The 21,126-nt window shown below is 42.7% G+C and carries 20 protein-coding genes; 13 read left to right on the forward strand and 7 right to left on the reverse strand.

Annotated elements, in window-relative coordinates; all coding sequences use genetic code 11:
- Positions 1 to 156: 156 nt before the first annotated feature.
- From V6W81_RS07640 to V6W81_RS07650, 3 genes are all read left to right on the forward strand, one after another.
- Positions 157 to 606, forward strand: coding sequence for a GNAT family N-acetyltransferase (locus tag V6W81_RS07640; protein ID WP_338542441.1), 450 nt, complete (start codon positions 157 to 159; stop codon positions 604 to 606).
- A 223-nt stretch (positions 607 to 829) separates the two neighbouring features.
- Entirely contained in the window at positions 830 to 1,648 is an 819-nt protein-coding gene (locus tag V6W81_RS07645; RefSeq protein WP_338542442.1) for a DUF5677 domain-containing protein, read from the forward strand.
- A gap of 293 nt (positions 1,649 to 1,941) precedes the next feature.
- Positions 1,942 to 2,583, forward strand: a complete 642-nt coding sequence (locus tag V6W81_RS07650) for a FusB/FusC family EF-G-binding protein (RefSeq protein WP_338542444.1) — start codon at positions 1,942 to 1,944, stop codon at positions 2,581 to 2,583.
- Between the two features lie 68 nt (positions 2,584 to 2,651).
- Here V6W81_RS07650 and V6W81_RS07655 read toward each other — a convergent pair whose 3' ends face one another.
- The gene (locus tag V6W81_RS07655; protein ID WP_338542446.1) at positions 2,652 to 3,239 is read right to left on the reverse strand and encodes an NAD(P)H oxidoreductase; all 588 of its coding nucleotides are present in this window, start codon (positions 3,237 to 3,239) and stop codon (positions 2,652 to 2,654) included.
- A 315-nt stretch (positions 3,240 to 3,554) separates the two neighbouring features.
- On the opposite strand from V6W81_RS07655, the gene V6W81_RS07660 reads away from it, so the two are divergent.
- The 4 genes from V6W81_RS07660 to V6W81_RS07675 all read left to right on the forward strand — a co-directional run bounded on the left by V6W81_RS07660 (position 3,555) and on the right by V6W81_RS07675 (position 8,567).
- On the forward strand, positions 3,555 to 3,869 hold the full coding sequence (locus V6W81_RS07660) for a winged helix-turn-helix transcriptional regulator (protein ID WP_260985549.1): 315 nt from the start codon (positions 3,555 to 3,557) through the stop codon (positions 3,867 to 3,869).
- Positions 3,870 to 4,182: 313 nt separating this feature from the next.
- Positions 4,183 to 5,037 (forward strand): PRD domain-containing protein, encoded by an 855-nt coding sequence (locus V6W81_RS07665; RefSeq protein WP_056699045.1) that lies wholly within the window; start codon positions 4,183 to 4,185, stop codon positions 5,035 to 5,037.
- Between the two features lie 118 nt (positions 5,038 to 5,155).
- Positions 5,156 to 7,072: a beta-glucoside-specific PTS transporter subunit IIABC gene (locus V6W81_RS07670; protein ID WP_338542450.1), complete on the forward strand. Its 1,917-nt coding sequence runs from the start codon at positions 5,156 to 5,158 to the stop codon at positions 7,070 to 7,072.
- Positions 7,073 to 7,097: 25 nt separating this feature from the next.
- Positions 7,098 to 8,567: a glycoside hydrolase family 1 protein gene (locus V6W81_RS07675; protein WP_338542451.1), complete on the forward strand. Its 1,470-nt coding sequence runs from the start codon at positions 7,098 to 7,100 to the stop codon at positions 8,565 to 8,567.
- 146 nt (positions 8,568 to 8,713) lie between these two features.
- On the opposite strand, the gene V6W81_RS07680 is transcribed toward V6W81_RS07675, so the two are convergent.
- Positions 8,714 to 9,358, reverse strand: coding sequence for a LysE family transporter (locus V6W81_RS07680; protein ID WP_338542452.1), 645 nt, complete (start codon positions 9,356 to 9,358; stop codon positions 8,714 to 8,716).
- Between the two features lie 147 nt (positions 9,359 to 9,505).
- The gene (locus V6W81_RS07685) at positions 9,506 to 10,252 is read right to left on the reverse strand and encodes a YqcI/YcgG family protein (protein ID WP_338542453.1); all 747 of its coding nucleotides are present in this window, start codon (positions 10,250 to 10,252) and stop codon (positions 9,506 to 9,508) included.
- A 186-nt stretch (positions 10,253 to 10,438) separates the two neighbouring features.
- Between V6W81_RS07685 and V6W81_RS07690 the strand changes: the two genes are divergently transcribed.
- The gene (locus tag V6W81_RS07690; protein ID WP_338542455.1) at positions 10,439 to 11,302 is read left to right on the forward strand and encodes a manganese catalase family protein; all 864 of its coding nucleotides are present in this window, start codon (positions 10,439 to 10,441) and stop codon (positions 11,300 to 11,302) included.
- A gap of 196 nt (positions 11,303 to 11,498) precedes the next feature.
- Complete coding sequence (locus V6W81_RS07695) at positions 11,499 to 12,929, forward strand: amino acid permease (RefSeq protein WP_338542457.1); 1,431 nt, start codon at positions 11,499 to 11,501, stop codon at positions 12,927 to 12,929.
- Between the two features lie 12 nt (positions 12,930 to 12,941).
- Here the strand turns inward: V6W81_RS07695 and V6W81_RS07700 are convergent, their stop codons facing one another.
- Entirely contained in the window at positions 12,942 to 13,574 is a 633-nt protein-coding gene (locus V6W81_RS07700; protein ID WP_338543970.1) for a LysE family transporter, read from the reverse strand.
- A 250-nt stretch (positions 13,575 to 13,824) separates the two neighbouring features.
- Between V6W81_RS07700 and V6W81_RS07705 the strand changes: the two genes are divergently transcribed.
- Positions 13,825 to 14,262, forward strand: a complete 438-nt coding sequence (locus tag V6W81_RS07705; protein ID WP_338542459.1) for a hypothetical protein — start codon at positions 13,825 to 13,827, stop codon at positions 14,260 to 14,262.
- Between the two features lie 187 nt (positions 14,263 to 14,449).
- Entirely contained in the window at positions 14,450 to 15,313 is an 864-nt protein-coding gene (locus tag V6W81_RS07710) for a DUF4085 family protein (protein ID WP_338542460.1), read from the forward strand.
- 418 nt (positions 15,314 to 15,731) lie between these two features.
- Here the strand turns inward: V6W81_RS07710 and V6W81_RS07715 are convergent, their stop codons facing one another.
- Complete coding sequence (locus V6W81_RS07715) at positions 15,732 to 17,030, reverse strand: PQQ-binding-like beta-propeller repeat protein (protein WP_338542462.1); 1,299 nt, start codon at positions 17,028 to 17,030, stop codon at positions 15,732 to 15,734.
- A 243-nt stretch (positions 17,031 to 17,273) separates the two neighbouring features.
- Between V6W81_RS07715 and V6W81_RS07720 the strand changes: the two genes are divergently transcribed.
- The gene (locus V6W81_RS07720; protein WP_338542464.1) at positions 17,274 to 17,747 is read left to right on the forward strand and encodes an NUDIX domain-containing protein; all 474 of its coding nucleotides are present in this window, start codon (positions 17,274 to 17,276) and stop codon (positions 17,745 to 17,747) included.
- A gap of 345 nt (positions 17,748 to 18,092) precedes the next feature.
- Here V6W81_RS07720 and V6W81_RS07725 read toward each other — a convergent pair whose 3' ends face one another.
- Positions 18,093 to 18,974 (reverse strand): LysR family transcriptional regulator, encoded by an 882-nt coding sequence (locus V6W81_RS07725; RefSeq protein WP_338542466.1) that lies wholly within the window; start codon positions 18,972 to 18,974, stop codon positions 18,093 to 18,095.
- Positions 18,975 to 19,110: 136 nt separating this feature from the next.
- On the opposite strand from V6W81_RS07725, the gene V6W81_RS07730 reads away from it, so the two are divergent.
- Positions 19,111 to 19,872, forward strand: a complete 762-nt coding sequence (locus tag V6W81_RS07730; protein ID WP_338542467.1) for an SDR family NAD(P)-dependent oxidoreductase — start codon at positions 19,111 to 19,113, stop codon at positions 19,870 to 19,872.
- 161 nt (positions 19,873 to 20,033) lie between these two features.
- Here the strand turns inward: V6W81_RS07730 and V6W81_RS07735 are convergent, their stop codons facing one another.
- Positions 20,034 to 21,104, reverse strand: a complete 1,071-nt coding sequence (locus V6W81_RS07735) for an ABC transporter substrate-binding protein (RefSeq protein WP_338542468.1) — start codon at positions 21,102 to 21,104, stop codon at positions 20,034 to 20,036.
- Positions 21,105 to 21,126: the final 22 nt, after the last annotated feature.

Below are 21,126 nucleotides of genomic sequence, written 5' to 3' on the forward strand. Positions count from 1 at the left end.
GAGGATCGTAAAAAGGGAGCTACTGAACTGGGGAAGGCCAGGGAAGTGGCTTCTTTTTGTGTAAATATTTCATTTTATTTATGAATAATTGAATCCTTATATTTTTCCATTTCAATAGTATAATAATGGCATAAATGTGAGATAGGAGTTGTACGAATGCCAGAGTATACTATTAGGTGCATTCAAATCACAGATGTTCATGATATTTATAAATTAAATCAGCATTTTAATTCTCAGTTTGTAAATTTCGGTGTTGAACAGGTGAAGCAAAAAATCGAAACCATTCTTGAACATACCAGAGATGTGGTCTGGGTTTATGAGCAGAATAATGAAGTTCTTGGATATATCCACGGTAGTCCGTATCAACTGTTATTTTCAGAGCCGTTGGTCAATGTATTAGGGTTTGTTGTCAAAGAAGGATATCGAAATCAGGGAATCGGGGGACGTTTAATTCAACATTTGGAATCATGGGCTCAGGATCAGGGTTACTATGGAATTAAACTGCTTTCACACCCTAGTAGAAAGAATGCACATGCCTTTTATGAGAAACGAGGATACCAGTTTACCAAAGATCAGAAAAATTTTATTAAGATGTTGATTGAATAAAAGTAGGAACATACCTTTTGAACTAGGGACATATATTATACATGCATGGAATTATCAATTAGAGGAGTGAAGTACCATCAATCCAAAACTTGATAAAAATGCGCAGCGCTTTATTACTGATTATATTCGTAAATTTAATCAGAACGTAATAAAATATGATCCCAATAAAAAGAGGTTAATCAAAGAAAAAGAAATAATTAACACAATAAATTATATTTGTTCTATGAATATAAAGAGCTATAAAGAGGTTCATAAAAATTTTAATGAAGATATAACATTAGCATTAGTCGGACTGACATACACTACCTATTTTAGTTTAGCTGTAAATCAAGATGATCACAAAAACCCAATGCTTGATGATTTCTTGGATATAACATCTGATAGTTTAACACCTAGTCTGCTCTATCAAAATATGATAACTATTATTAGCAATCATGTGTTGGCTATCATTAGATTAGTCGAGGGTGGACTGGACACATCAGCAAGGGCACTAATTAGAGTGTTGGCAGAAACGATTTTTATCTTTATTATTGTGTTCACTAGTAAAGATCACTTTGATAACTACTGTAATGGAACAAACGATGAAGAAGCTAGGTCTATTTGGTATAAGTTCTTTAGTAAAAAGAAAATACACGTAGAACTTAAAAAAATTGAAAAAAGAATTGGATTGCCAGAAGAAATTGTTAGTGAAATTAACGAAATTAGAACATCTATTTATAAAGAATATTCTAGCGTAGTTCATTCGTCAGCATATAGTAGTGTTTTAGGTTCATATGCTTTTGATTTTAATGTAGATCAATTACAAATAGGCGTGGGAGGAAAAGCCTCTAAAGCGTCTAAAAATACTTTATCCACATTGAATTGGTTGTTATTCTATTTCGCAATAATGACTAAAGGAATCGTTAGCAACATATTTGAATTTAGGCCTAAATCAGATAACGAAACGTGGAGAATTGCTCTCCCTATAAGAGAATGTTTTATTGAATTGTATCTTAAAATAACTTATAAAGATGAGTACAAAAGCGTTACCTCAAAGCATTAATTAAAGGATATTAGAAATAGAACGAAACCCATTGCCCCCACATTCCCAGTCCTGCTATAATGCCGGTATATCTACTGTATTGGGGGTTATACCGTGGCAATATTGGCTGTGCCGGATTGCTCGTTCGCTAGAAAGGCCTTACGCAAAGCCTGAATAGGGGTGGACTTTGTGTAGGGCGCGACGAGAATGCAATCGATCGCCCTGTAAGTACGTGAGTACCATAAACAACATGTATCATCCCGCTGGCTTTGCACCTTATTGGATTGATCAATAACTATAAGGGGCTGAACGCCATGCAAACACCATTTATTCATAATCATCAATTTAATTATATTCATAAGCAAGCCAATTTCCTGATCAAAACGCTACGCTCTGTCGTGGATCCTAAAGTATTGGAGACCGTGCGTTATACGGTCGGCACGAATGCCATTGAAGTCTTTGATGAGCTGACATCGGAACAGAAGCATTTACTGGAGCGGTTATCCACGTTTGATACGCCCCATGACGTGCAATTGTATCTGAACGAGCTGGAAGCATATCTGATTCCGTTTCCGCAAATATCGGCAAAGCAGATTCAGAAGCTGTTTCCTAAGGCGAAAAAGCTCAAATTGCCCGATCTCGAATCTATCAATTATGCACACACGACCTATCTGAGATGGATCGACATTGCGACGAGCCGCTTGTTCATCGTGTACTCTCACGAAGGCAAATTCTTCGGTATTGAGGGACGGATCACAGCTACGAATAAGAAGGGATACTGTATGTTCTGCCATCGCCATCAGGAACTTGGATTCTTCAACGTGAAGACTAAGAGCCATTCGCCAGATCACTTTAGTGCCATTGGCCAGTATGTATGCATGGATAACGATGCTTGTAACCATAGCATTAGTGATATTACGATGCTGGAGAAATTTCTTTTCTCTGCAGTAAAATAAGGTAGTCACACAGCAAAAAGGTCGCTCTTCGGAGTGACCTTTTTCGCTACATCAATGCGCTCTGATCCTTATTGCGCCGGAATATCCTTAGCATAATCCAGCCCTAACTGATACGCATAGTTAAACAATTGATCATAATGCTCTGGCTCGGAACCCAGCGTTTCATACAGAAATTCAACCCTCGAACGAGACACGCCGCAGTAATCGGCGATCCCCACGTTGAGTAGATTCTGAATGGATTCATCATAATTGCGCTTTTGCATCTGTTGTTCTGTCACACCCGAAAGGGCAATCCATAATATTTGCTGATGATGAAGCTTATTTGCGCCGTAGGCAAATCCGTTATTAAATACACGATCAATATAACCCTTCAGCATAGCTGGCAGATGCCACCACCAGAGGGGAAACACAAAAGCCACAGCATCATGCTTTTTCAACCGCTCCATTTCTGTTTGGACTTCAGGAGAGAACACTTGAACTTCTTGCGTAAGGTTTGGTTCATCTCCTTCGAGGAGGAGAGGGTTGAAGCTAATGCCGTGTAAATCCAATATCTCCGCACTGTGACCAGCCTCAGTTAGACCTTGCACAAAACGATCAGTAACCTGAAAAGTCAGGGAATTCTTCCTCGAATGCGACACAACAACTAATACGTTCATACGTATAGTTCACTACCTTTCTCGATCACGATTAATAGCCATACCCTATTGCCAATGCTATTATAGACAAGGAATGAAATCGTTGGGAAGAACGCACTTTGAAGTTCTATAGGAAGAAATAAGTTCTATAGGAACATGAAAGTACCCTAGTTAACTGCAATTAACATTCAATACACAATAGTAGTACGCAAGAAACAAGAGGTTATGTTTTCGCCTAGCAATAGCTTGAATCAGGAGGGAAGAACGTTGACAGAGGATGGACATACGAGTGCTCCCAAGAAATACAAAGTAGGCGTGGAAGCTGCCTTGGAAGTCATGGGTGGGAAGTGGAAGCCTTTGATTATCTACCATTTGACGACAGGGAGGAAACGTACATCGGAGCTGCGAAGGTTGATCCCCGAAATCACGCAGAAGATGCTGACAACACAGCTTAGAGGTCTGGAAAAGGATGAGATTGTGCAGCGAAAGGTATATTCGGAGATTCCGCCTAAAGTGGAGTATGAGTTAACGGACTATGGCTGGGGGCTTAAGCCTGCCCTTGATCTACTATGTTACTGGGGTGAGGAGCACCTGGACAAAGTTTATGGAGATAAGTCCAAGGTGCTAGAGGAGTTCGACTCTTCAGAGTAGTGTTGACCCTGTAGCGAGGGAATAGGAGAAGGGCTCTACTGCACGGCAAAATAACCTTTTACATATGTTATACAAAATGTGGAAAATACGCACAGTAATAACGTTTTGCTTAAATAGTTGAGCCTTTTTCCGATTCTCCTTATGATCCATTAACTTTGGCAAAATTTCGGTTGACACCGTTTTCATGAAATGATACATTAAGGCTATAATTTGAAATGGGTGTTACTGATTAGATCAGGCATTACCATGTTGAAAATACCTTATGTATTTTCAAGATGGATTTTTGTGTTTTTTAAGAGGTGGGGTCAGTAAAGTGAGGTATATTAAAGCCTTCAACAATAACGTGGCTTTAGTTAAAGATCTCTCTGGACTTGAATGGGTAGTGATGGGTACTGGAGTAGGTTTCCAAAAGAAAAAAGGAGATCTGATCGAAGAAGAGAGTATTCGCCGGAAGTTTGCAGCAGAGGATTCAGCAGCGAAGAAACCTCTCGTGCAAGTATTGGATCATATGGACCCTGATGTTCTCGATGTAGCGGTAGAAGTGGTTAAAAATGCGGAAGTTTCGCTTAATACGACGTTCGAAAATAACATTTATTTAACCATCGCCGATCATTTGAACTTTGCGATCAAACGAGCAAATGAGCAAATTGAATACGTTGAAACGAACCGTTGGGAAGTCAAGAATCTATATCCGAAGGAATATCTCGCAGCTCAAGAAGCCATCCGGCTAGTATTCGATCGCCTTGATGTTCTTTTGCCCAAAAGTGAGGAAACCTTTCTAACCTACCATTTCGTAAATGGACAGCAGACTAAAAAGACACGGATTGAAGAAACGTTGAAAATGACGGAAGTGATTAATCGAATTATTGAGGTTATCCAATATCATTTTCAAGTCAAGCTGGATGAAGAATCGTTGAGCTACACGCGGTTTATCACCCATCTGCGTCACTTTTTTATTCGTCAATTCAAGCAGAATCACATCGAAGATCAAGAGGTTGATCTAACGATTGTGGAAGTGGTCAAGAGTAAGTACCCTCGTTCCTATCAGGCAGTTGAGAAAATTGCACATCTGCTCGAACGGAAGTATGGTTGGTCGCTTTCGCCGAATGAAAGACTGTATCTTGCTCTTCATATCTGGCGTTTAACCAGCCAACTAGAAACTAAATAGGTCAACCGTGGAATTGTTACTGAATCATCGATTCAGGCGTTACCCAAGCATATGAGAGCCAACAAGGCTCTACGTTGTTTGGGTATTTTTTTTGGAAATTGTGGAGAGGGGATTCGCGATGAAAGCATATCAAGAGTTAGCTAAACAGATTGTAGAGAAAGTCGGAGGGAGGGAGAATGTAGAGCAGTCCTGGCATTGTGTGACGCGCTTGCGCTTCTTGGTGAGTGACAAGGAGAAGATAAAGCTAGAAGAGATCAAACAATTAAAAGGAGTCATCGGTGCTCAATTCTCAGGTGATCAATTCCAAGTCATTATCGGTAATCAGGTGGCTGATGTATTCGCAGAAGTCGAACCTTTAGTCGGTACGGGGGGAACTCAGGCAGGAAGCGGAGAGAAAAAAGGGATAATCTCCTCCGTCTTTGACTTCATCTCAGGTGTATTCACTCCGCTCATTCCAGCACTTGCCGGAGCGGGTCTACTCAAAGGCTTCCTTGCAATGTTTGTAACATTTGGCTGGTTGAGTAATCAAAGCGAGACATATCTAGTATTAAACATGATCGGAGACGGGCTCTTCTACTTCCTGCCCTTGTTCCTAGCTGTAACGGCTGCGCGCAAAATTAAGACGAATGAGTATGTTGCGCTCGCTCTTGCCGCACCGATGCTGTATCCAACCATGGTCAACGCAGTCAACTCGGGTGGAGAGATCACGAGCTTTACCATTTTCGGTGGGATTTCCATCCCGGTGATCAATTATTCGTCATCGGTTATTCCGATCATACTCGGTGTCATTCTTCTGAAATACGTAAGTGCTTTTATTAAGTCATGGATGCCGAATGTGCTAACGATGATGTTCACACCACTGCTGTCCCTGATTATTGTGGCTCCGATTACACTGTGGCTCATTGGACCAATGGGTACTTATGCAGGTAATTGGGTCGCAAGTGGACTCGTATGGTTGTTCGATGTGGCTGGGCCATTAGCAGGCTTCTTGGTTGCTGGTTTCATGCCGCTGCTCATTATGACAGGTATGCACTATGCCCTTGTTCCCATTATTTTTCAAAATTTCGCAAGCTACGGCTTCGATCCGATTGTCTCTCCCATGATGCTACTTAGTAATGTGGCACAGGCTGGGGCTGCATTCGCAGTCGCAGTGAGAAGTAAGAACTCTCAATTCAAACAGTTGGGTGCATCTACCGGTTTCTCGGCTCTTCTGGGTATCACGGAGCCTGCGATGTACGGAGTTAACATGAAGTTGAAAAAACCGCTGTATCTCGCCATGATCTCTGCTGGGGTTATGGGTGGAATTGCTGCATGGCTTGGAATTAAGAAACAGGTATTAGGCGGACTGCCGGGGCTCTTCGTTTTACCAGCGTATGCCGATCCGTTGGGTAATTCGTATAACTTGATCATGACCTCGATTCTTTTTGTTGGAGCCTTGCTCGGTGCCTTTGTGCTTGTCATGATCTTCGGTTTCAAAGATATTCCAGCTGAAGGGAAGCAGGAAGAGAAAAGCGCACCGAAGGTTCCAACAAACCCGAAAGCATCGAGTGCGAGTATTACAGCAGCTGCAACGAAAGGACCGATCAACATCCATTCACCATTGAAAGGACAGATTGTAAACCTCCATGACGTATCCGACCCGACGTTCTCAGAAGAAGCGATGGGCAAAGGTATTGCAATTGAGCCAGACGAAGATCGCATCGTTTCGCCGGTTAATGGAGAGGTCAGCATTATGCCGAAATCCGGTCATGCCATTGGTATTAAAGGAGACGACGGTGAAGAACTGCTTATCCACATCGGAATCGAGACCGTTTCGCTAAAAGGTAAGCATTTTACAAGTCTCGTGAAGCCAGGGGATCGACTTGAAATAGGACAGCCTTTGATTGAATTCGATCGCGCCGCCATTCGTGAAGCTGGTCTTGAGACGGTAACGATGATGATTGTCACCAATACAGCCGACTATCTAGACGTACTGACGATTAACGAAACAGGTCCTATTTTTGAAGGAGAACGAGCATTAACTATTATGAAATAAAACATAAACTAAGGAGTGATTCCATATGACAACATATCAAACAGATTTTCCGACAAACTTTCTCTGGGGTGGCGCAACTGCCGCCAATCAGGTTGAAGGGGCGTATAACGTAGGTGGCAAAGGGCTCACAACAGCTGACATGGTTCCTTTTATACCCAAAGAAAAACGTGGGTTAAACTTCGCCATCGATGTAAACTCTGATTATATCGAGAAGGCTCTCAACGGGGAAGTAGACGATCGCTATCCGAAACGTGACGGCGTCGATTTCTACCACCGCTACGAAGAAGATATTGCGCTGTTTGCGGAAATGGGTTTCAAAGCCTTTCGCTTGTCCATTAACTGGGCGAGAATTTTCCCTAACGGTGATGATACAGCTCCAAGTCTCGAAGGACTGGAATTCTATGATCGAGTATTCAATGAGCTAGAGAAGTACGGCATCGAACCAATCGTTACGTTGTCTCATTATGAGACTCCGCTGGCATTGACGCGCAAATATAACGGTTGGTACAGCCGTGAGTTGATTCCACTTTTCGTGAAATATGCGGAAACGCTCTTCAAACGTTACCGTAATCAAGTGACATACTGGATTACATTTAACGAGATTAACATGATGGGACATAGTCCATACACGGGTGGAGGCGTACTGGTCGATAAGCTTCCGAACCAAACTAAGGAACAAATTGCATATCAGGCGTTGCACCATCAATTCGTAGCGAGCGCATTGGTGACGAAGCTCGCACACGAGATCAATCCAGATGCTAAAGTAGGGTGTATGCTGGCTAGGGGACAGACTTATCCGGTAACCAACAATCCGGAAGATGTGTTACTCGCACAGCATTATAACGACCTGAACCTGTTCCACACAGATGTGCATGTTCACGGCGAATACCCTTCATTTATGAATCGTTACTTTGCTGAGAACAATATTGTGATCCAGAAGGAAATTGGCGATGATGAAATATTGAAGCAGTATCCTGTGGATTATGTATCGCTGAGTTATTACATGTCCAAGTCAGTTGCATCCAACTCCGAAGATTATGAACAGGTATCTGGTAATCTCACGACGTATGCGGTGAAAAATAAATACTTGGATACGTCCGACTGGGGATGGCAGATTGATCCGAAAGGGCTTCGTATCACGTTGCGTGATATGTATAACCGCTATAGAAAACCTCTTTTCGTTGTAGAAAATGGTCTGGGTGCTTATGATAAGGTTGAAGAAGATGGCTCGATTCATGATATGTACCGAATTGATTATCTCAAGAAGCATATAGAGCAGATGAAAGAAGCGGTTAAAGAGGGTGTAGACTTGATTGGGTACACGGCTTGGGGGCCGATCGATCTAATCTCCATGTCCACCTCCGAAATGTCCAAACGATACGGATTCATCTATGTGGATCAAGACGACGAGGGCAACGGTACATTGAAACGGTTCAAAAAGGATTCGTTCGAGTGGTACAAGCAGGTTATTGCCACCAATGGTGAAGAGCTGTAAGTTTGAATAGATTCAATCGAACATGATTTTTATAAAAGAAAAGTGTCGGCTCGTGCACTCGTGCATGATCGACACTTTTTTGCTCTTTATTAAGGAGGTTGATTAGACATGTATCGCATAAATATGAGCGTTAAAAAGGTTTTCAGTTATGACAAGATGAGCCACACGGCTAGTACAAATTTGTACAAAAAGTAAACCGCGAAACCCAGTAAAAGTACACCCGCCAGAGCCGAGACAACTTGTATCATTTTGGAGCTCATCATTTTGCGTGTGATGGAGACGATCGAGACCAGACCCACATCATGTAGAAGAATTCCACAGAGCACACCGAGTGCGGCGAAAACAAAGCTCAATTTTCCAGCCGTCTGGTAGGAATCAGATAATACGGTACCGAACACGGATATCCAGAAAATAAGATTACCTGGCGAGACAGCAACCAGTAATCCATTGCGATATGTCTTCCAAAATGATTTGTTGGTTTTTGCGTTCTTTCCCTCGGTAGAGACCAGATTAAGGTCTGAGTTTCGGATAGAATCATAACCCAGAAAGGCTAAGAAGCCTGCACCAGCGAGCCATAACGGAATCTGAACATACGGAAGTGACAATAGAGAGGCGAAGCCAAAATACATGGCAAGGATTAATCCAGCATCGACAGTCATTCCACCAAGGCCTACCGCCCAGCCATGCATGAATCCATTTCGTAACCCCTGCTTGGTCATCTCTACGGTAATAGCTCCAACAGGCATGGCAATAGCGAGTCCAATGAGTACGAATTTAATATAGATTTCCATAATCATTTCCTTTCTATACATGAATGATTACATGAGGGCTTGTCCGCTGGTGGTTGGAGAAATATACCTGTGGTGCATTCCGCTCTCCTCGGGAACCGCTGGTACTCAGCTTATTCGGAGGAGAGCTTTTTTAGAATCGAGATGCCGTTATGACTTGCCTTTTTCCTGCAAGGATCGAAGAAATGGACATTTGGAAGGAGCGGTATCATCATCACGAAGAAAATACTGTTTGTACTCCAAGTTACCTTCGCTTCCATATTGTTTCAATTCAGGATGAGCTGGAACGGTATCGTACGCAGCCAGGCGTGCACGAATTCTAGGAGCGATGGCTGCAGCCCGTTGAGGTTGTTCATTCCAGAGATTCAGCACCCAGCGGGGTGTTAAAGCCAGCATGAGATAGGGAAAGTGCCTACTTTGACGAGACGTATGTGCAGGTGTGCCACAGTACACGAAGTATCGTTCATCTCCGAAACAAAATTCCCAGAGTGGATTCTCCGGATCTTCGGGAATATCACCTGGCCAAGGCTCACTGTCCAAATCCCGAATTTCACTTAATAAGTTCCAGAAGGTTTTTTCGTAGTCAAGAACACTCCGGATTTCATTTTCTTGCTCAAAGAACACAACGAGAGAAGAATAGTCACCGAAAGAACGGGACGACTTCCCATATTCCTCAACAATTTTTGATAATTGCTTTGCGGGGAGATCGCGCTCGGAACAGGAGATGAATCCATATCGGAGGTGACCCAGCGCATGAGCCTGTGTAGCCGGAATACACGGAAAGCGAGCTTCCCGGTCGCTCATTTTGGTAGAAAATAAACGATGCGCATCCCTCATCCAGGGATCAAGCGTCAGATCATGGTTTTCAATCTCGACAGAAGAAAACAACAGCGGCATGAACAGTCCTCCTTTTTACTACTACTAGGATATAACCTAGCGTCGAAATGGTGACTGTCCACAACTCAACTTTGAGATGTAAAAGGATGTTATATGGAAAGGAAATTCAACGGATCTTGGTGGTATATGCAAGTATTTTGCATACTGCACATACAATCACCTATCCGAATTCAATGAGGTGATGTGTTGTTTTTTAACATCAAGGAACTGCAGTACCATGCCAAACCAGACCGTCCTGATCCGGTGTTTGCCCGAAAACTTCAAGAAGTGCTGGGCGGGCAATTTGGAGAGATTACCGTTGCTCTGCAATATCTCTTTCAAGGCTGGAATGTCCGTGGAGATGGTAAATATAAAGATCTTCTTATGGATACGGGCACAGAGGAGCTTGCTCATGTCGAGATGCTAGCTACGATGATTGCTCGACTGTTAGACAATGCTCCGCTTGCTACATTGGAAGAAGCGGCCAAGGATCCAGTCATCAACGCCATTTTGGGAGGGAGTAATCCACAGCACGCGATTGTAAGTGGCCTGGGCGCAGCACCAACAGATAGTAATGGGTATCCGTGGAATGCCAAGTACATCATAGCAAGTGGGAATTTATTAGCAGATTTCAGGCAGAATCTAGCCGCTGAATCTCAAGGCAGACTTCAGGTAGCTAGACTATATGAAATGACGAACGATCGTGGCGTAAAAGACATGCTGTCCTGGCTGCTTGCACGGGACACAATGCACCAGAACCAATGGATTGCTGCAATACGAGAGCTTGAGGAAAAAGAAGGAGTCGTTGTACCAAGCACCTTCCCGAAAGAGCTGGAGAAAAGAGACGTTGCATACGTTCTCTTCAACTTCTCGCGAGGCAATGAGAGCGCAACAGGACGTTGGGCTCACGGGCCAAGTATGGACGGTCAAGGTACATTCCAATATGTTCAACATCCACAGCCATTAGCGCCTGCACCGAAGCTGCCACCAGCGCCGCCTTATATTTTTGATACACCGCCGGAAGTTCTTCGAAAGGGAAGCTCAGCTGATGCCCCTCCTTTTATGCCATAATTAATTCGAATATCATTTATCATTGACGTAAGAAGAGGGAAGACAGAGTCCAATCTGTTTTCCCTCTTCTATTTGCAATTTTGATATACATCAGGCGAGATGATTTTATTTCTTAGACACAGTCCTGACATGTTTCCACGCGAATGGGGCAGGCTACTTGAAGCAGCTTGGAAATGATGTAGAAAGGACTGACAACATGAGTAAGGCATCCAAATCGTCAACAGAGGAAAAGAAATTGAAATGGTGGCAGTTAAGTCTGCTTGGTGTGGCAGGAACGATTGGAACAGGATACTTTTTAGGCTCAAGTCTTGCGATATCCATTGGCGGCCCTGCGGTATTAATCGCTTATGCCTTAGCTGCTCTGGGTACATATGTTGTTTTTGATGCTTTGGCACGAATGACTTCAGATCATCCAGAAGAGGGTTCATTCCGTTCCTATGCGAAGAAGGCTTTTGGGAATTGGGCTGGTTTTGCCAGCGGGTGGGTATATTGGTTCTCTGAGTTGCTTATTATGGGGAGTCAGTTGACGGCTCTGTCGATATTTTCTCGATTCTGGTTTCCCAATGTTCCGCTGTGGGTCTTTGCCGCAGGATTTGGCGTAATCGGCCTATGTATCGTATTTTTTGGCAACAAAGGATTTGACCGGGTTGAGAATGTGCTCGCAATCATTAAGATTGCAGCCATTATTATGTTCCTGATCCTAGCTATTGCGCTTCTTGCCGGTTGGATTGGAGGAACGAAGTACGATCATAAAGTGCCAATGGACATGGCAGCGATTTTTCCCAAGGGTGGAGTAGGCTTGTGGGCTGCATTTCTGTTTGCGTTCTATGCCTACGGAGGGATTGAGGTGCTGGGAATTATGTCTTATCGGTTGGAAAAGCCCGATGACGCACCCAAGGCAGGCAAGGTGATGCTCATTTCCCTTTCGACTGTATATGTCGTTTCCATTGGTCTTGCGTTAATCATGGTACCACTGAGTGCGTTTAATCCCAAAGAAAGTCCGTTTGTCCTGGCACTGAGCAGCGATCATCTAGCCTTTGTTCCACACCTGTTCAATGGCGTGCTGATTGTGGCGGGTTTCTCGACCATGACGGCATCGCTCTATGCGGTGACCTCAATGATTATTACACTGGCGAAGGAGGGAGATGCGCCGACGTTATTCTCGCGTAAGTGGAAGAAGAAATATCCTTTATTCGCACTCTCCCTCATCGGTTGTGGACTTATCGGAACGATTATTATGTCTCTGCTACTGCCTGGTAAAGTGTATGAATATATTACGACTGCAGCTGGATTGATGCTGTTATATAACTGGTCGTTTATCTTGTTGTCCTCTGGTCGACTATTGAAATCAGGAAAGTTCGATGTCGTCAAACGTTGGATTGGACTGGTGCTCATTACGTTAGCCGTGACCGGTACGCTCTTCCACGCACTCAGTAGATCCGGCTTATTCATAAGTCTCCTGCTGGTGTTGCTTATTGGAATTAGTGATGTCATTGTACAGCGTAAACGCAAGAAAAAGTCCTCGGCTCAATCGGCAAGCGCTGGGAAGGAAGACGAGGAAGCGGATGAGGAAGCAACCGGTTATCACATCACCGGCATACGTCTTCGCAGAAGTAAGGTGAAATGACGGACAACTAGGTCATAGAACTAACAGAACTTGTACGGCTTTGACGCCAAAATAAATGCCAAAACCAATCAGGGACACCCCAGAGATCAGTCCGATGGATCGAAGTACCGCAGACGTGAGATATTTGCGGAAAAAGCTGACCGCTGTCGCCATGCACAAGTCCCACAGTAGAACACCGAAGATGATAGCACCACTGTAGATCAACATCTGATCTAGCGGGGAGTCATTGACCGCTTTAGCCAGAACAGATCCGTATATGCCAAGCCAGAACATGATGGATAGAGGGTTGAATAGAGACATTAGGAACCCTTGAACAAATGACTTTGATAGTTCGAAATGACCTCCTCTCGTCTCATTGAGAGCGAGGTTTCCTGCATTTTTCATACTTTCTACGCCAGTGTAAACGAGTACAAAACAACCAAATAGCCACAAGAATACCCTTACAAAAGGCAGCTCCAGTAGGTGCACAACGCCAAAGTATACGAGCAACATGTACAGGATATCTGCTGCGATGGCTCCCAGTCCAACAAACCAGGCGGGCATGAAACCTCCACGGACACCCTTGTCCAATTGCGCTGCATTAATGGGTCCCATAGGCGCCGACAGGGTTAACCCGAGAAAAACATAGCCTAATAAGATCGAGATAGATGTCTCCTCCTTTCGCATACTTTACTAGCTTATTCTGCGAATGGCTCTTATAGGACAGGTTTATCTCCTATTTATGTGAGGATCAAGCGGAGTAGCGAATATTTCATTTGAATATTAAAAAGTACATAAGGTACTATGTAAAAGAAGGAAGAAATTTGTAAAGTGTTAGATTGGAAGAGGTATGGCTAACTGATAGGTCTAGGACATATAAATAATCATCTCAATGAATGAAGGAGAGAAATAACTCATGAGTTATGTGACTGTCTATCCGAGAGCCAAGTTGATGTTAGTAGGCATGCTGATCCTTGGATTTCTTATGGGTAGAAATTTTTACACTAGCGGCGATGGTTTTTCTAAATATGCTGCCCTAGGTATCCTGGCTATCGTTGTACTTAATGTGGCAATCCTAACCCGTCGTGTAGTCTCGCCCAAGCCAAGCGTTACTCTAGGCGAAGATTATGTGATATCGACCAAAAACAAGAGGTATGACGCCTCCCAAATCGAGTGTGTCTATATGACCTACAAGCGAATTGGTATTAAGCTTTATGGTCGTAGGCTCGTTCCTTCGGATCTATGTTTTTATTTTGAATCTAGCCAAGAGAATGCAGGGTTAGAAGAGTTAGAGGAATGGACAGCACGTAACCAAAAAGAGGTGAAACACAAGTTTTTTCAAACCTTAACGTAGATCTGTGCGTCTAACTACTAACAGCTTATTATAAACGGACACGAATTCCAGGTGCAGCAAAATTTTCGTCACAGATTAAAAAGGTGTATGCATCCATAGCCCAATAGATCATTAAAGTACATCCAATTGAGATAGAGCTACATAGCGGGTTTGGAGAGATTTAAATCATCAGTGGGAGAGATCATCTATGAAATATTTAACGAACGAATGGTATGAGCTGTGCCAACGGACAGGACTTCATTTTGGCATGAAAGTACATAGCGGAGCTAATGAGTTGGACGAAGCCCTTTTTCAACGAACCTATGAGAGAAAAGAAAAAGCACATGTCAATCTAGAACGACAGATGTATGACACTGATCCTCGTTATATGTTAAAGCATGATGGTGAGGTCTTAACACAGGCTGATGCGTTTTTTAGCGGAGAAGAGGTAACAGAAGAGCATCAGATCGTTTATTCCATGCCACCGGAAGAAAGAGCACATATCGAGAAGCTCATTGCAGCGTATGATGCCCGCCCTCCGTTTGACGAGAAGAAATGCCAAGAAGAGTACAAAGAAATGATGGACTGGAATTATAAACAACAGGCTGAGCGATTACCCCAAGAAATCGTTGACCGAATTGCGGATATCCGTTTATTTACTCTAGGCTATTGCACGAGAGGCATAATGCGCCAATTGAAGAAACAGAGCAAACGAAATGAAGAACAAATGCAGCTTGTGTTGAAGGAGTACAGAGAAGTAAACGTGGCGCAAGACATTCCAGTTGAGGTGCGTCGACGCTTGCATTTCCACGATTGTACGGTGACTGAACTAGTAATAGGTGATGAACTTGTTATTCGATTTGATACTCGTGGAGGCTTCACTAATATGAACAAGCTCACACTGGTTGCACCCGAAATCATCAAGCAAGAAGGAGATATTGTCGGCAGATACTGGCTATATGAAGAACTTTATCGGATTGATGATGGATATGAGCTTCATATTCTATTTGAAGGTACAGGCATGCCTGAACTGATTGTTCGTTGTAAGGATTTTCTGGTAGAAATCGAGTAGGGGTATAATGAATGCGATCTGTTTAGAAAAATTGAGATAAGCATTCATGTGCAATCGCAGATTTAAAGCTTTAGTTAGTAAGGAGTTGTACTTGTATGGAATTATTCGGCGTTTTATTAATAATATTCGTGAGCATCTTTGCGTTTCTAATCATTGCCTTTGTTATACGTTATGCCATAGATTCATCCCAAACATCGAGAAGACTTGACGTTCTAATTAAAGAAGTTAGGTACTTAAGAGCTGAAGTGAAAAGACAGAACCAAGATAATTCAGATGACAACAACCATTTTATTGATAAAAAAGTGTAGAAACTTGTTCAGTTCAGTCAGTAGTGATGTAGAAGTGGACGTACTTATGTTACTTAAACACATCTAAAGTGGGCGACTCTCACTACGTAGAGTCGCCCACTTTTATTATGTTAGATATCCTTCGAGATATAGTACATATTATATTTATATTTCATATAGATTCGGTCATTGTCCACGTAAGTTAGGACTGCTTCACGGCTGCTACGTGGCCCTTTGGAGATTTTGTGCTCAAGCTTGATTTTTTCTAGGATCTCGCCAGATTCGGGGTCGATTTTGACAACATACGTCATCGGGTCATCACTTTCATCTTCCAGATCATCTGCCAGTACGAAGAGTGTACCCTCCATCAAGTACATTCCAAAGACATGATAACCAGAAGTATCCAGTCTCCAGCGCTCTTGACTTGTTTCTGTATCATAGCTCAAAAGGTAGAAAGCTTCCTCTTCTGAAAGGATATAAGCCCTGTTATCCGTAACAATGGGATTGGCTATGTTGAAACCGATGGTACTACCCTCTGTTTTAAGTTCTAGCTGCTGCTCGCCTGTTGTTGCATCAAAGCTGTAGATCGTATGATCATAGTCAAATACATAGACATGATCCTCACGCACGAGTGGATGCACTAATCGAAGCTGAGGCACCTGTTGAGTCCATACCTGCTCGCCACTTGCAAGATCAATTGCAGTGAGAATATTGTCATTATCGACATAATAGAGGAGATCCCCATGCGAAGCAAATTGATAGAGGACTACAGTTGTATTCAGGCTCAGTTCCTGTTCGTGAGCAAGCTTGTTGGTTTGGCGGTCATAAGCATAGAGCTTATAGTCTTTGGCGTCAGCACCCTTGGGTTGTTGAGCGATCACGTAATAATTATCGGTGAGATGTAGGTCTGACATGAACTCGTATTCGGGAATGTCGATGGAAAACATCTGTTTACCGTCCGATTTCTGCAAACCTGTAATCTCTCTTGTGGTCAGGTATATTAATTGATCATCCACGTTGAAGTTAGGGTTAACGATTGTACCTGGTCTAAAATCATGCTCCCAAGTATATTCACCTGTAGTGGAATCAAAGGGAGTATTAACTCGTGTCAAAGGCTTCATATAGAAGATGCCATTCTCTTCGTAGACTCTACCGTTCATCTCATCCTGATGCTCCGTGAGGGAGCCCCACAAGCTGTTATCATAGTCTTGGATTGGGATGTCCTCAGCCTCGGATAATGTAGCAGAAATGACAGGTTCAGCCGATGCGTCAGAGTTCTCATTGTCTACTTGTTCAGTATTTGCTTCTGTGCTATTCGTTTGTTCACTGGACGTTTCCTCGTTCATAGCGGTGTTCTCATCAGTAGTGCTTATGCCACAAGCAGATAATAGGGTCAAAATCAGCGCTGCAGTCAATAATCTTTTCTTCAAAAGTGACCTCCTAAAAATATAAATTTAGTACTATTTTCCTCTAATTCCTTAAACGATCCTAATACTTCATGAAACAAGCAATGTGAATTGAAGAGAGGATGAAGTAAAATGTAATAATGAAAGAAAAATCCGCCATAGATGGAATAAAAGTGAAACTTAGTTAAAGGTAAATACGTTCTTTTTAATAAGTTAAGTTCAACGGTTGAATTCTAGTGGAATTATTCAGAGGAGGAATGTAAGAATATGGGCATGTCTGACTATTACCAAAATCTAAGAGATAAGATTGGCAACGAGCTGATTTTTATGCCAGGTGTGGCTGGGATTATCCGTAATGAGCAAGGGGAGATATTGTTTGGTCGTAAGCATAAGGAGTCGACTTGGGGATTGATTGCTGGAGCTATTGAACTAGGTGAGATACCAGCTCAAGCGATGGTTAGAGAGGCGATGGAAGAGACGGGGCTTGTGATTGAACCAGAGAAGATCATTGGGGTTTACGGTGGTGAAGATCAACGGTTTACCTATGCGAACGGCCATCAGGTTGAATACATAACGATTATGTTTGAATGCAGAATCAAGGCTGGACAACTCTCTCCCGATAATGACGAGCTGAAAGAGCTTCAATTTTTCCCTGCACATCAGCTTCCTCCCATGGTAAACAAGTACCCAGATCATATATTTAGTTCCCAGCAGGAAGAGCGGGCGCATTTTGTTAAATAAAAGATTAATGGATCTGTATCCTTATCAAATGAAAATGATCGAGATGGAATGGGACACCAGTACATTTGGTTATTTATCCATTCCAATGTTTATCATGGGTTTGATCGTGTACTTTTTTCCAGACATTCTATATAGGTGCTTCGTCTTCTTGAGATACAGACGTATTAAACCCAATGCGGAGTTCGAGGATAACCCACCGAGTGGCGATATTCCAAGTTGGGTAGAAGTGATGTTAAAAATATGCGGAAGCGTTATGATGATCCTGGGGATTGTATGGTTTTGGTTTTCGGAAGAGTTCTATGCATTTTGGTTTTGAGCAAACCGCACAATATCGACGTTCAAATCTTAAAAGTAGTTCAGGAACGTTTCCAGAAGCACATTACTTTTGAGATCCGATTTTGAGATCCATCCAATTTGTATCGGTGATTGAACTATATCAAAATGTAACAGTTTGTATTTCCTTGGATGTAAACCCGCCAAATATTTGAAGGAGTACTCATGTCCTATGGTTACAACTTCCAAGGATTGGAGAGCGGTCGAAATGCTTTCGGAATTATTGGTTCTGAATAATACATTTACCTCAGCACTGCATGCTTGCAGAGAAGCAATAAACTCATCAGTATATTCATCGTTAAAAAAAACAAAGGTTTGATCTTGCAAATCTTCTACGGAAACGAAGCTTTTTTGTGCTAACGGATTGTCTGATCGTACACATAACACGAGCTTCCCTTCGGTAATCGGAATGAAGTTTAAATTCGTAAGCTCAGTGGCGGCTTGGTGCTTATAGATAGCGATTAATCCAAGATCTGCATCGTTGTGACGAATATCTTGAATAATCTTGCTTGTTGTTTTCTCGGAGACCTCGATTTTGATCTTTGGATGAATTTCCTTTACCGTAGCAATAGTCTTGATGACTGACAGCAACCCGCCGGGTATGACTGAAAGATGAATGTGTCCTTTAAGAACTGCTCCGATATTGGAGGCTTCAAGTTTTATATTTTTCTCCGTTTCAACAATTAATCTCAACTTTTCGAATATGCTATGGTTTTCATCAAGCGGAAACATGCCTAGACGATTTCGGTTGAACAGCTTCAGGTTCAGTTCTTCTTCCATTTTGGAGATGGCCTGGCTTATTGCGGATGGAGTTACAAGCAAATTTTGGGATGCTATAGTGATGGATTGTGTTTTTTCGACCTCAAGTACATATTTGATTTGGTCTATATTCAAAGGTTACACGCCTTTCACTGTATGATCTAATCTTAGTTTTAAGTTTTATTTAAATAAGCTTTAATATCTTTAATTATACTTAATCTAAATGAGGTAGTAAAATACTTGTACACGTCAATGAAAGGGGATACAAAATATGAAAAACAAAGTTGCGATTGTTACTGGCGGAGCATCCGGTATAGGATATGCCATCGTTGAAAGATTGCTTTCACAAGGAGTAAAGGTGGCTATTGGTGATTTAAATGAGAATCGTTTGAAAGAAATTCAGGCTGCCAATCCGGATAATGTCCTTACTGTGGTTACAAATGTAATCAAAGAGGAAGATCAGGAAGCCCTCGTGCGTAAAACGGTTGAGACATTCGGAGCGCTTGATTATGCATTCAATGTGGCAGGAGCTCAAAAGCCAGCTCCCATTGTCGATATGACGGAACAAGATTGGGACTTTACTGTTGACCTGTGCTTAAAAGGAGTTTTCTTGTCTGTGAAGCATCAAGCCAGATACATGAAAGACAACGGTGGCGGAGCCATCGTGAACGTCGCTTCTCTTAACGCGCATGTTCCAATGTACTCCGGAAGTGCATATTCATCTGCAAAAGCAGGTGTCGAGATGTTAACCAAAAATGCCGCACTGGAACTGTCCCAATACAATATTCGCGTAAATGCAATCTTACCGGGACTCGTGCTTACTCCTTTAACTTCGTCTTTAACTGATGTGAAAGAAATTAATGATGCATACATGGAGCGCATTCCTATGAAACGAGGAGGCCAACCTGATGAAATTGCGGCTCCTGCGATTTTCTTGGTAAGCGAAGATGCGTCTTATGTTAATGGAGCGAGTCTAATTGTTGATGGAGCGTGGGCTATCAGCGGTTATCCAGACATGAGCCGATTTATGTAAGAAAAATAAAAGCTAAGCAAGATAGAATCAAAAAAATTTCCATCCCTTTATGAGGGGTGGAATTTTTTTGAGTGCTAACTTAAATGGGTCAAATTTAGTTTTAACCAATAACAATAATGAACTTGATGTTGGTCTTTCGTAAGGGATTGAGTTCCCTAGTTTCACTTGGTAAAGAATGGCAAAGCCTCTTTTAAGACTTCTGCTCCGGACAACGGACCTTTACCTAATGCCCATACTTCGTCATTTACAACCAGCACATGGTTGTTTTTCACTGCATTGATCGTTTGGAAAGTGCTGTTGCCCATCCATTTATCAAGGTCGGCCTGAGCGCCATAGATCACCAGATAATCTGGGTTTTCCTGTACTAGCGTTTCGAGATCAACATCGGCAACATCAATTTTACCTGGTGTTTGCTGCTGACTGGATTTAGTTTCATCGAAGCTATATTCTGCCCCCATCTTCTCTAACAGTGTAGCGATATAGGATGTCTTCATCCAGATATAAAAGTTCTTCTCCAGCACTTTCACTACCATAACTTTAGGAGTGCCGGTAATTTGCGAATGCGTTTGTTCTATGTTCGAATTGAACTCACTCATCACCTGATCGTGCTCTTTGTTTTTACCGAGTAATGTTCCGAGCACAGCGAAGTTCTGCTCCATATCACCATAACCGTTGGTGTAGAGGGCGATGGTTGGTGCAATCTTCTCCAGATCATCACGAATCGCTCCATGGACATCGGCATTCGCAATAATGAGATCAGGTTTGAGGGAAGAGATGACTTCCAGATTAGGCTGCTGATGATTGCCTACGAAGGTATAGTTCGTCACTTTGTCCTTCAGATAACCAAGCACCTCCGCATTGTAAGAACCAGCGATGCCAACGGGTGTAATCCCCAGTGAGACTACTTCATCCGTAAAGGAGAAGTGCAGCGTTACAATTTTTTGCGGTGAACGAGGTAATGTGGTGTCTCCCCATGCACTTTTTACAACATAGGAACCATCGGAATTCGAAGTAATGGACGGTGCATTAGTTGCCTTGTCTTCACTTGAGCTTTGATCTGCCGTTACGTCGGAAGCAGAGGTTCTCTGACTATTGTCTGTTTCAGCAGTATTTGTAGTTTGCCCCTGATCTGCTGTACCCCCTGCGGTGTTTCCTGCTGTTTGACTCCCACAGCCGGCGAGCACCAGCATCATGATTAAGATAAAGCTCCAAAGTAGTGTTTTACGGTTCATTAGGTATGTTTCCTCCATATGT

This window comes from Paenibacillus tundrae (genome assembly GCF_036884255.1).
Classification (GTDB): domain Bacteria; phylum Bacillota; class Bacilli; order Paenibacillales; family Paenibacillaceae; genus Paenibacillus.

Coding starts and splice junctions, on each gene's coding strand:
- V6W81_RS07735 (WP_338542468.1), bottom strand. CDS start 21,104: ATGAACCGTAAAACACTACTTTGGAGCTTTATCTTAATCATGATGCTG.
- V6W81_RS07680 (WP_338542452.1), bottom strand. CDS start 9,358: ATGGAAATCTATATTAAATTCGTACTCATTGGACTCGCTATTGCCATG.
- V6W81_RS07705 (WP_338542459.1), top strand. CDS start 13,825: ATGAGTTATGTGACTGTCTATCCGAGAGCCAAGTTGATGTTAGTAGGC.
- V6W81_RS07710 (WP_338542460.1), top strand. CDS start 14,450: ATGAAATATTTAACGAACGAATGGTATGAGCTGTGCCAACGGACAGGA.
- V6W81_RS07675 (WP_338542451.1), top strand. CDS start 7,098: ATGACAACATATCAAACAGATTTTCCGACAAACTTTCTCTGGGGTGGC.
- V6W81_RS07660 (WP_260985549.1), top strand. CDS start 3,555: ATGGGTGGGAAGTGGAAGCCTTTGATTATCTACCATTTGACGACAGGG.
- V6W81_RS07640 (WP_338542441.1), top strand. CDS start 157: ATGCCAGAGTATACTATTAGGTGCATTCAAATCACAGATGTTCATGAT.
- V6W81_RS07670 (WP_338542450.1), top strand. CDS start 5,156: ATGAAAGCATATCAAGAGTTAGCTAAACAGATTGTAGAGAAAGTCGGA.
- V6W81_RS07730 (WP_338542467.1), top strand. CDS start 19,111: ATGAAAAACAAAGTTGCGATTGTTACTGGCGGAGCATCCGGTATAGGA.
- V6W81_RS07650 (WP_338542444.1), top strand. CDS start 1,942: ATGCAAACACCATTTATTCATAATCATCAATTTAATTATATTCATAAG.
- V6W81_RS07720 (WP_338542464.1), top strand. CDS start 17,274: ATGGGCATGTCTGACTATTACCAAAATCTAAGAGATAAGATTGGCAAC.
- V6W81_RS07695 (WP_338542457.1), top strand. CDS start 11,499: ATGAGTAAGGCATCCAAATCGTCAACAGAGGAAAAGAAATTGAAATGG.
- V6W81_RS07645 (WP_338542442.1), top strand. CDS start 830: ATGAATATAAAGAGCTATAAAGAGGTTCATAAAAATTTTAATGAAGAT.
- V6W81_RS07655 (WP_338542446.1), bottom strand. CDS start 3,239: ATGAACGTATTAGTTGTTGTGTCGCATTCGAGGAAGAATTCCCTGACT.
- V6W81_RS07685 (WP_338542453.1), bottom strand. CDS start 10,252: ATGCCGCTGTTGTTTTCTTCTGTCGAGATTGAAAACCATGATCTGACG.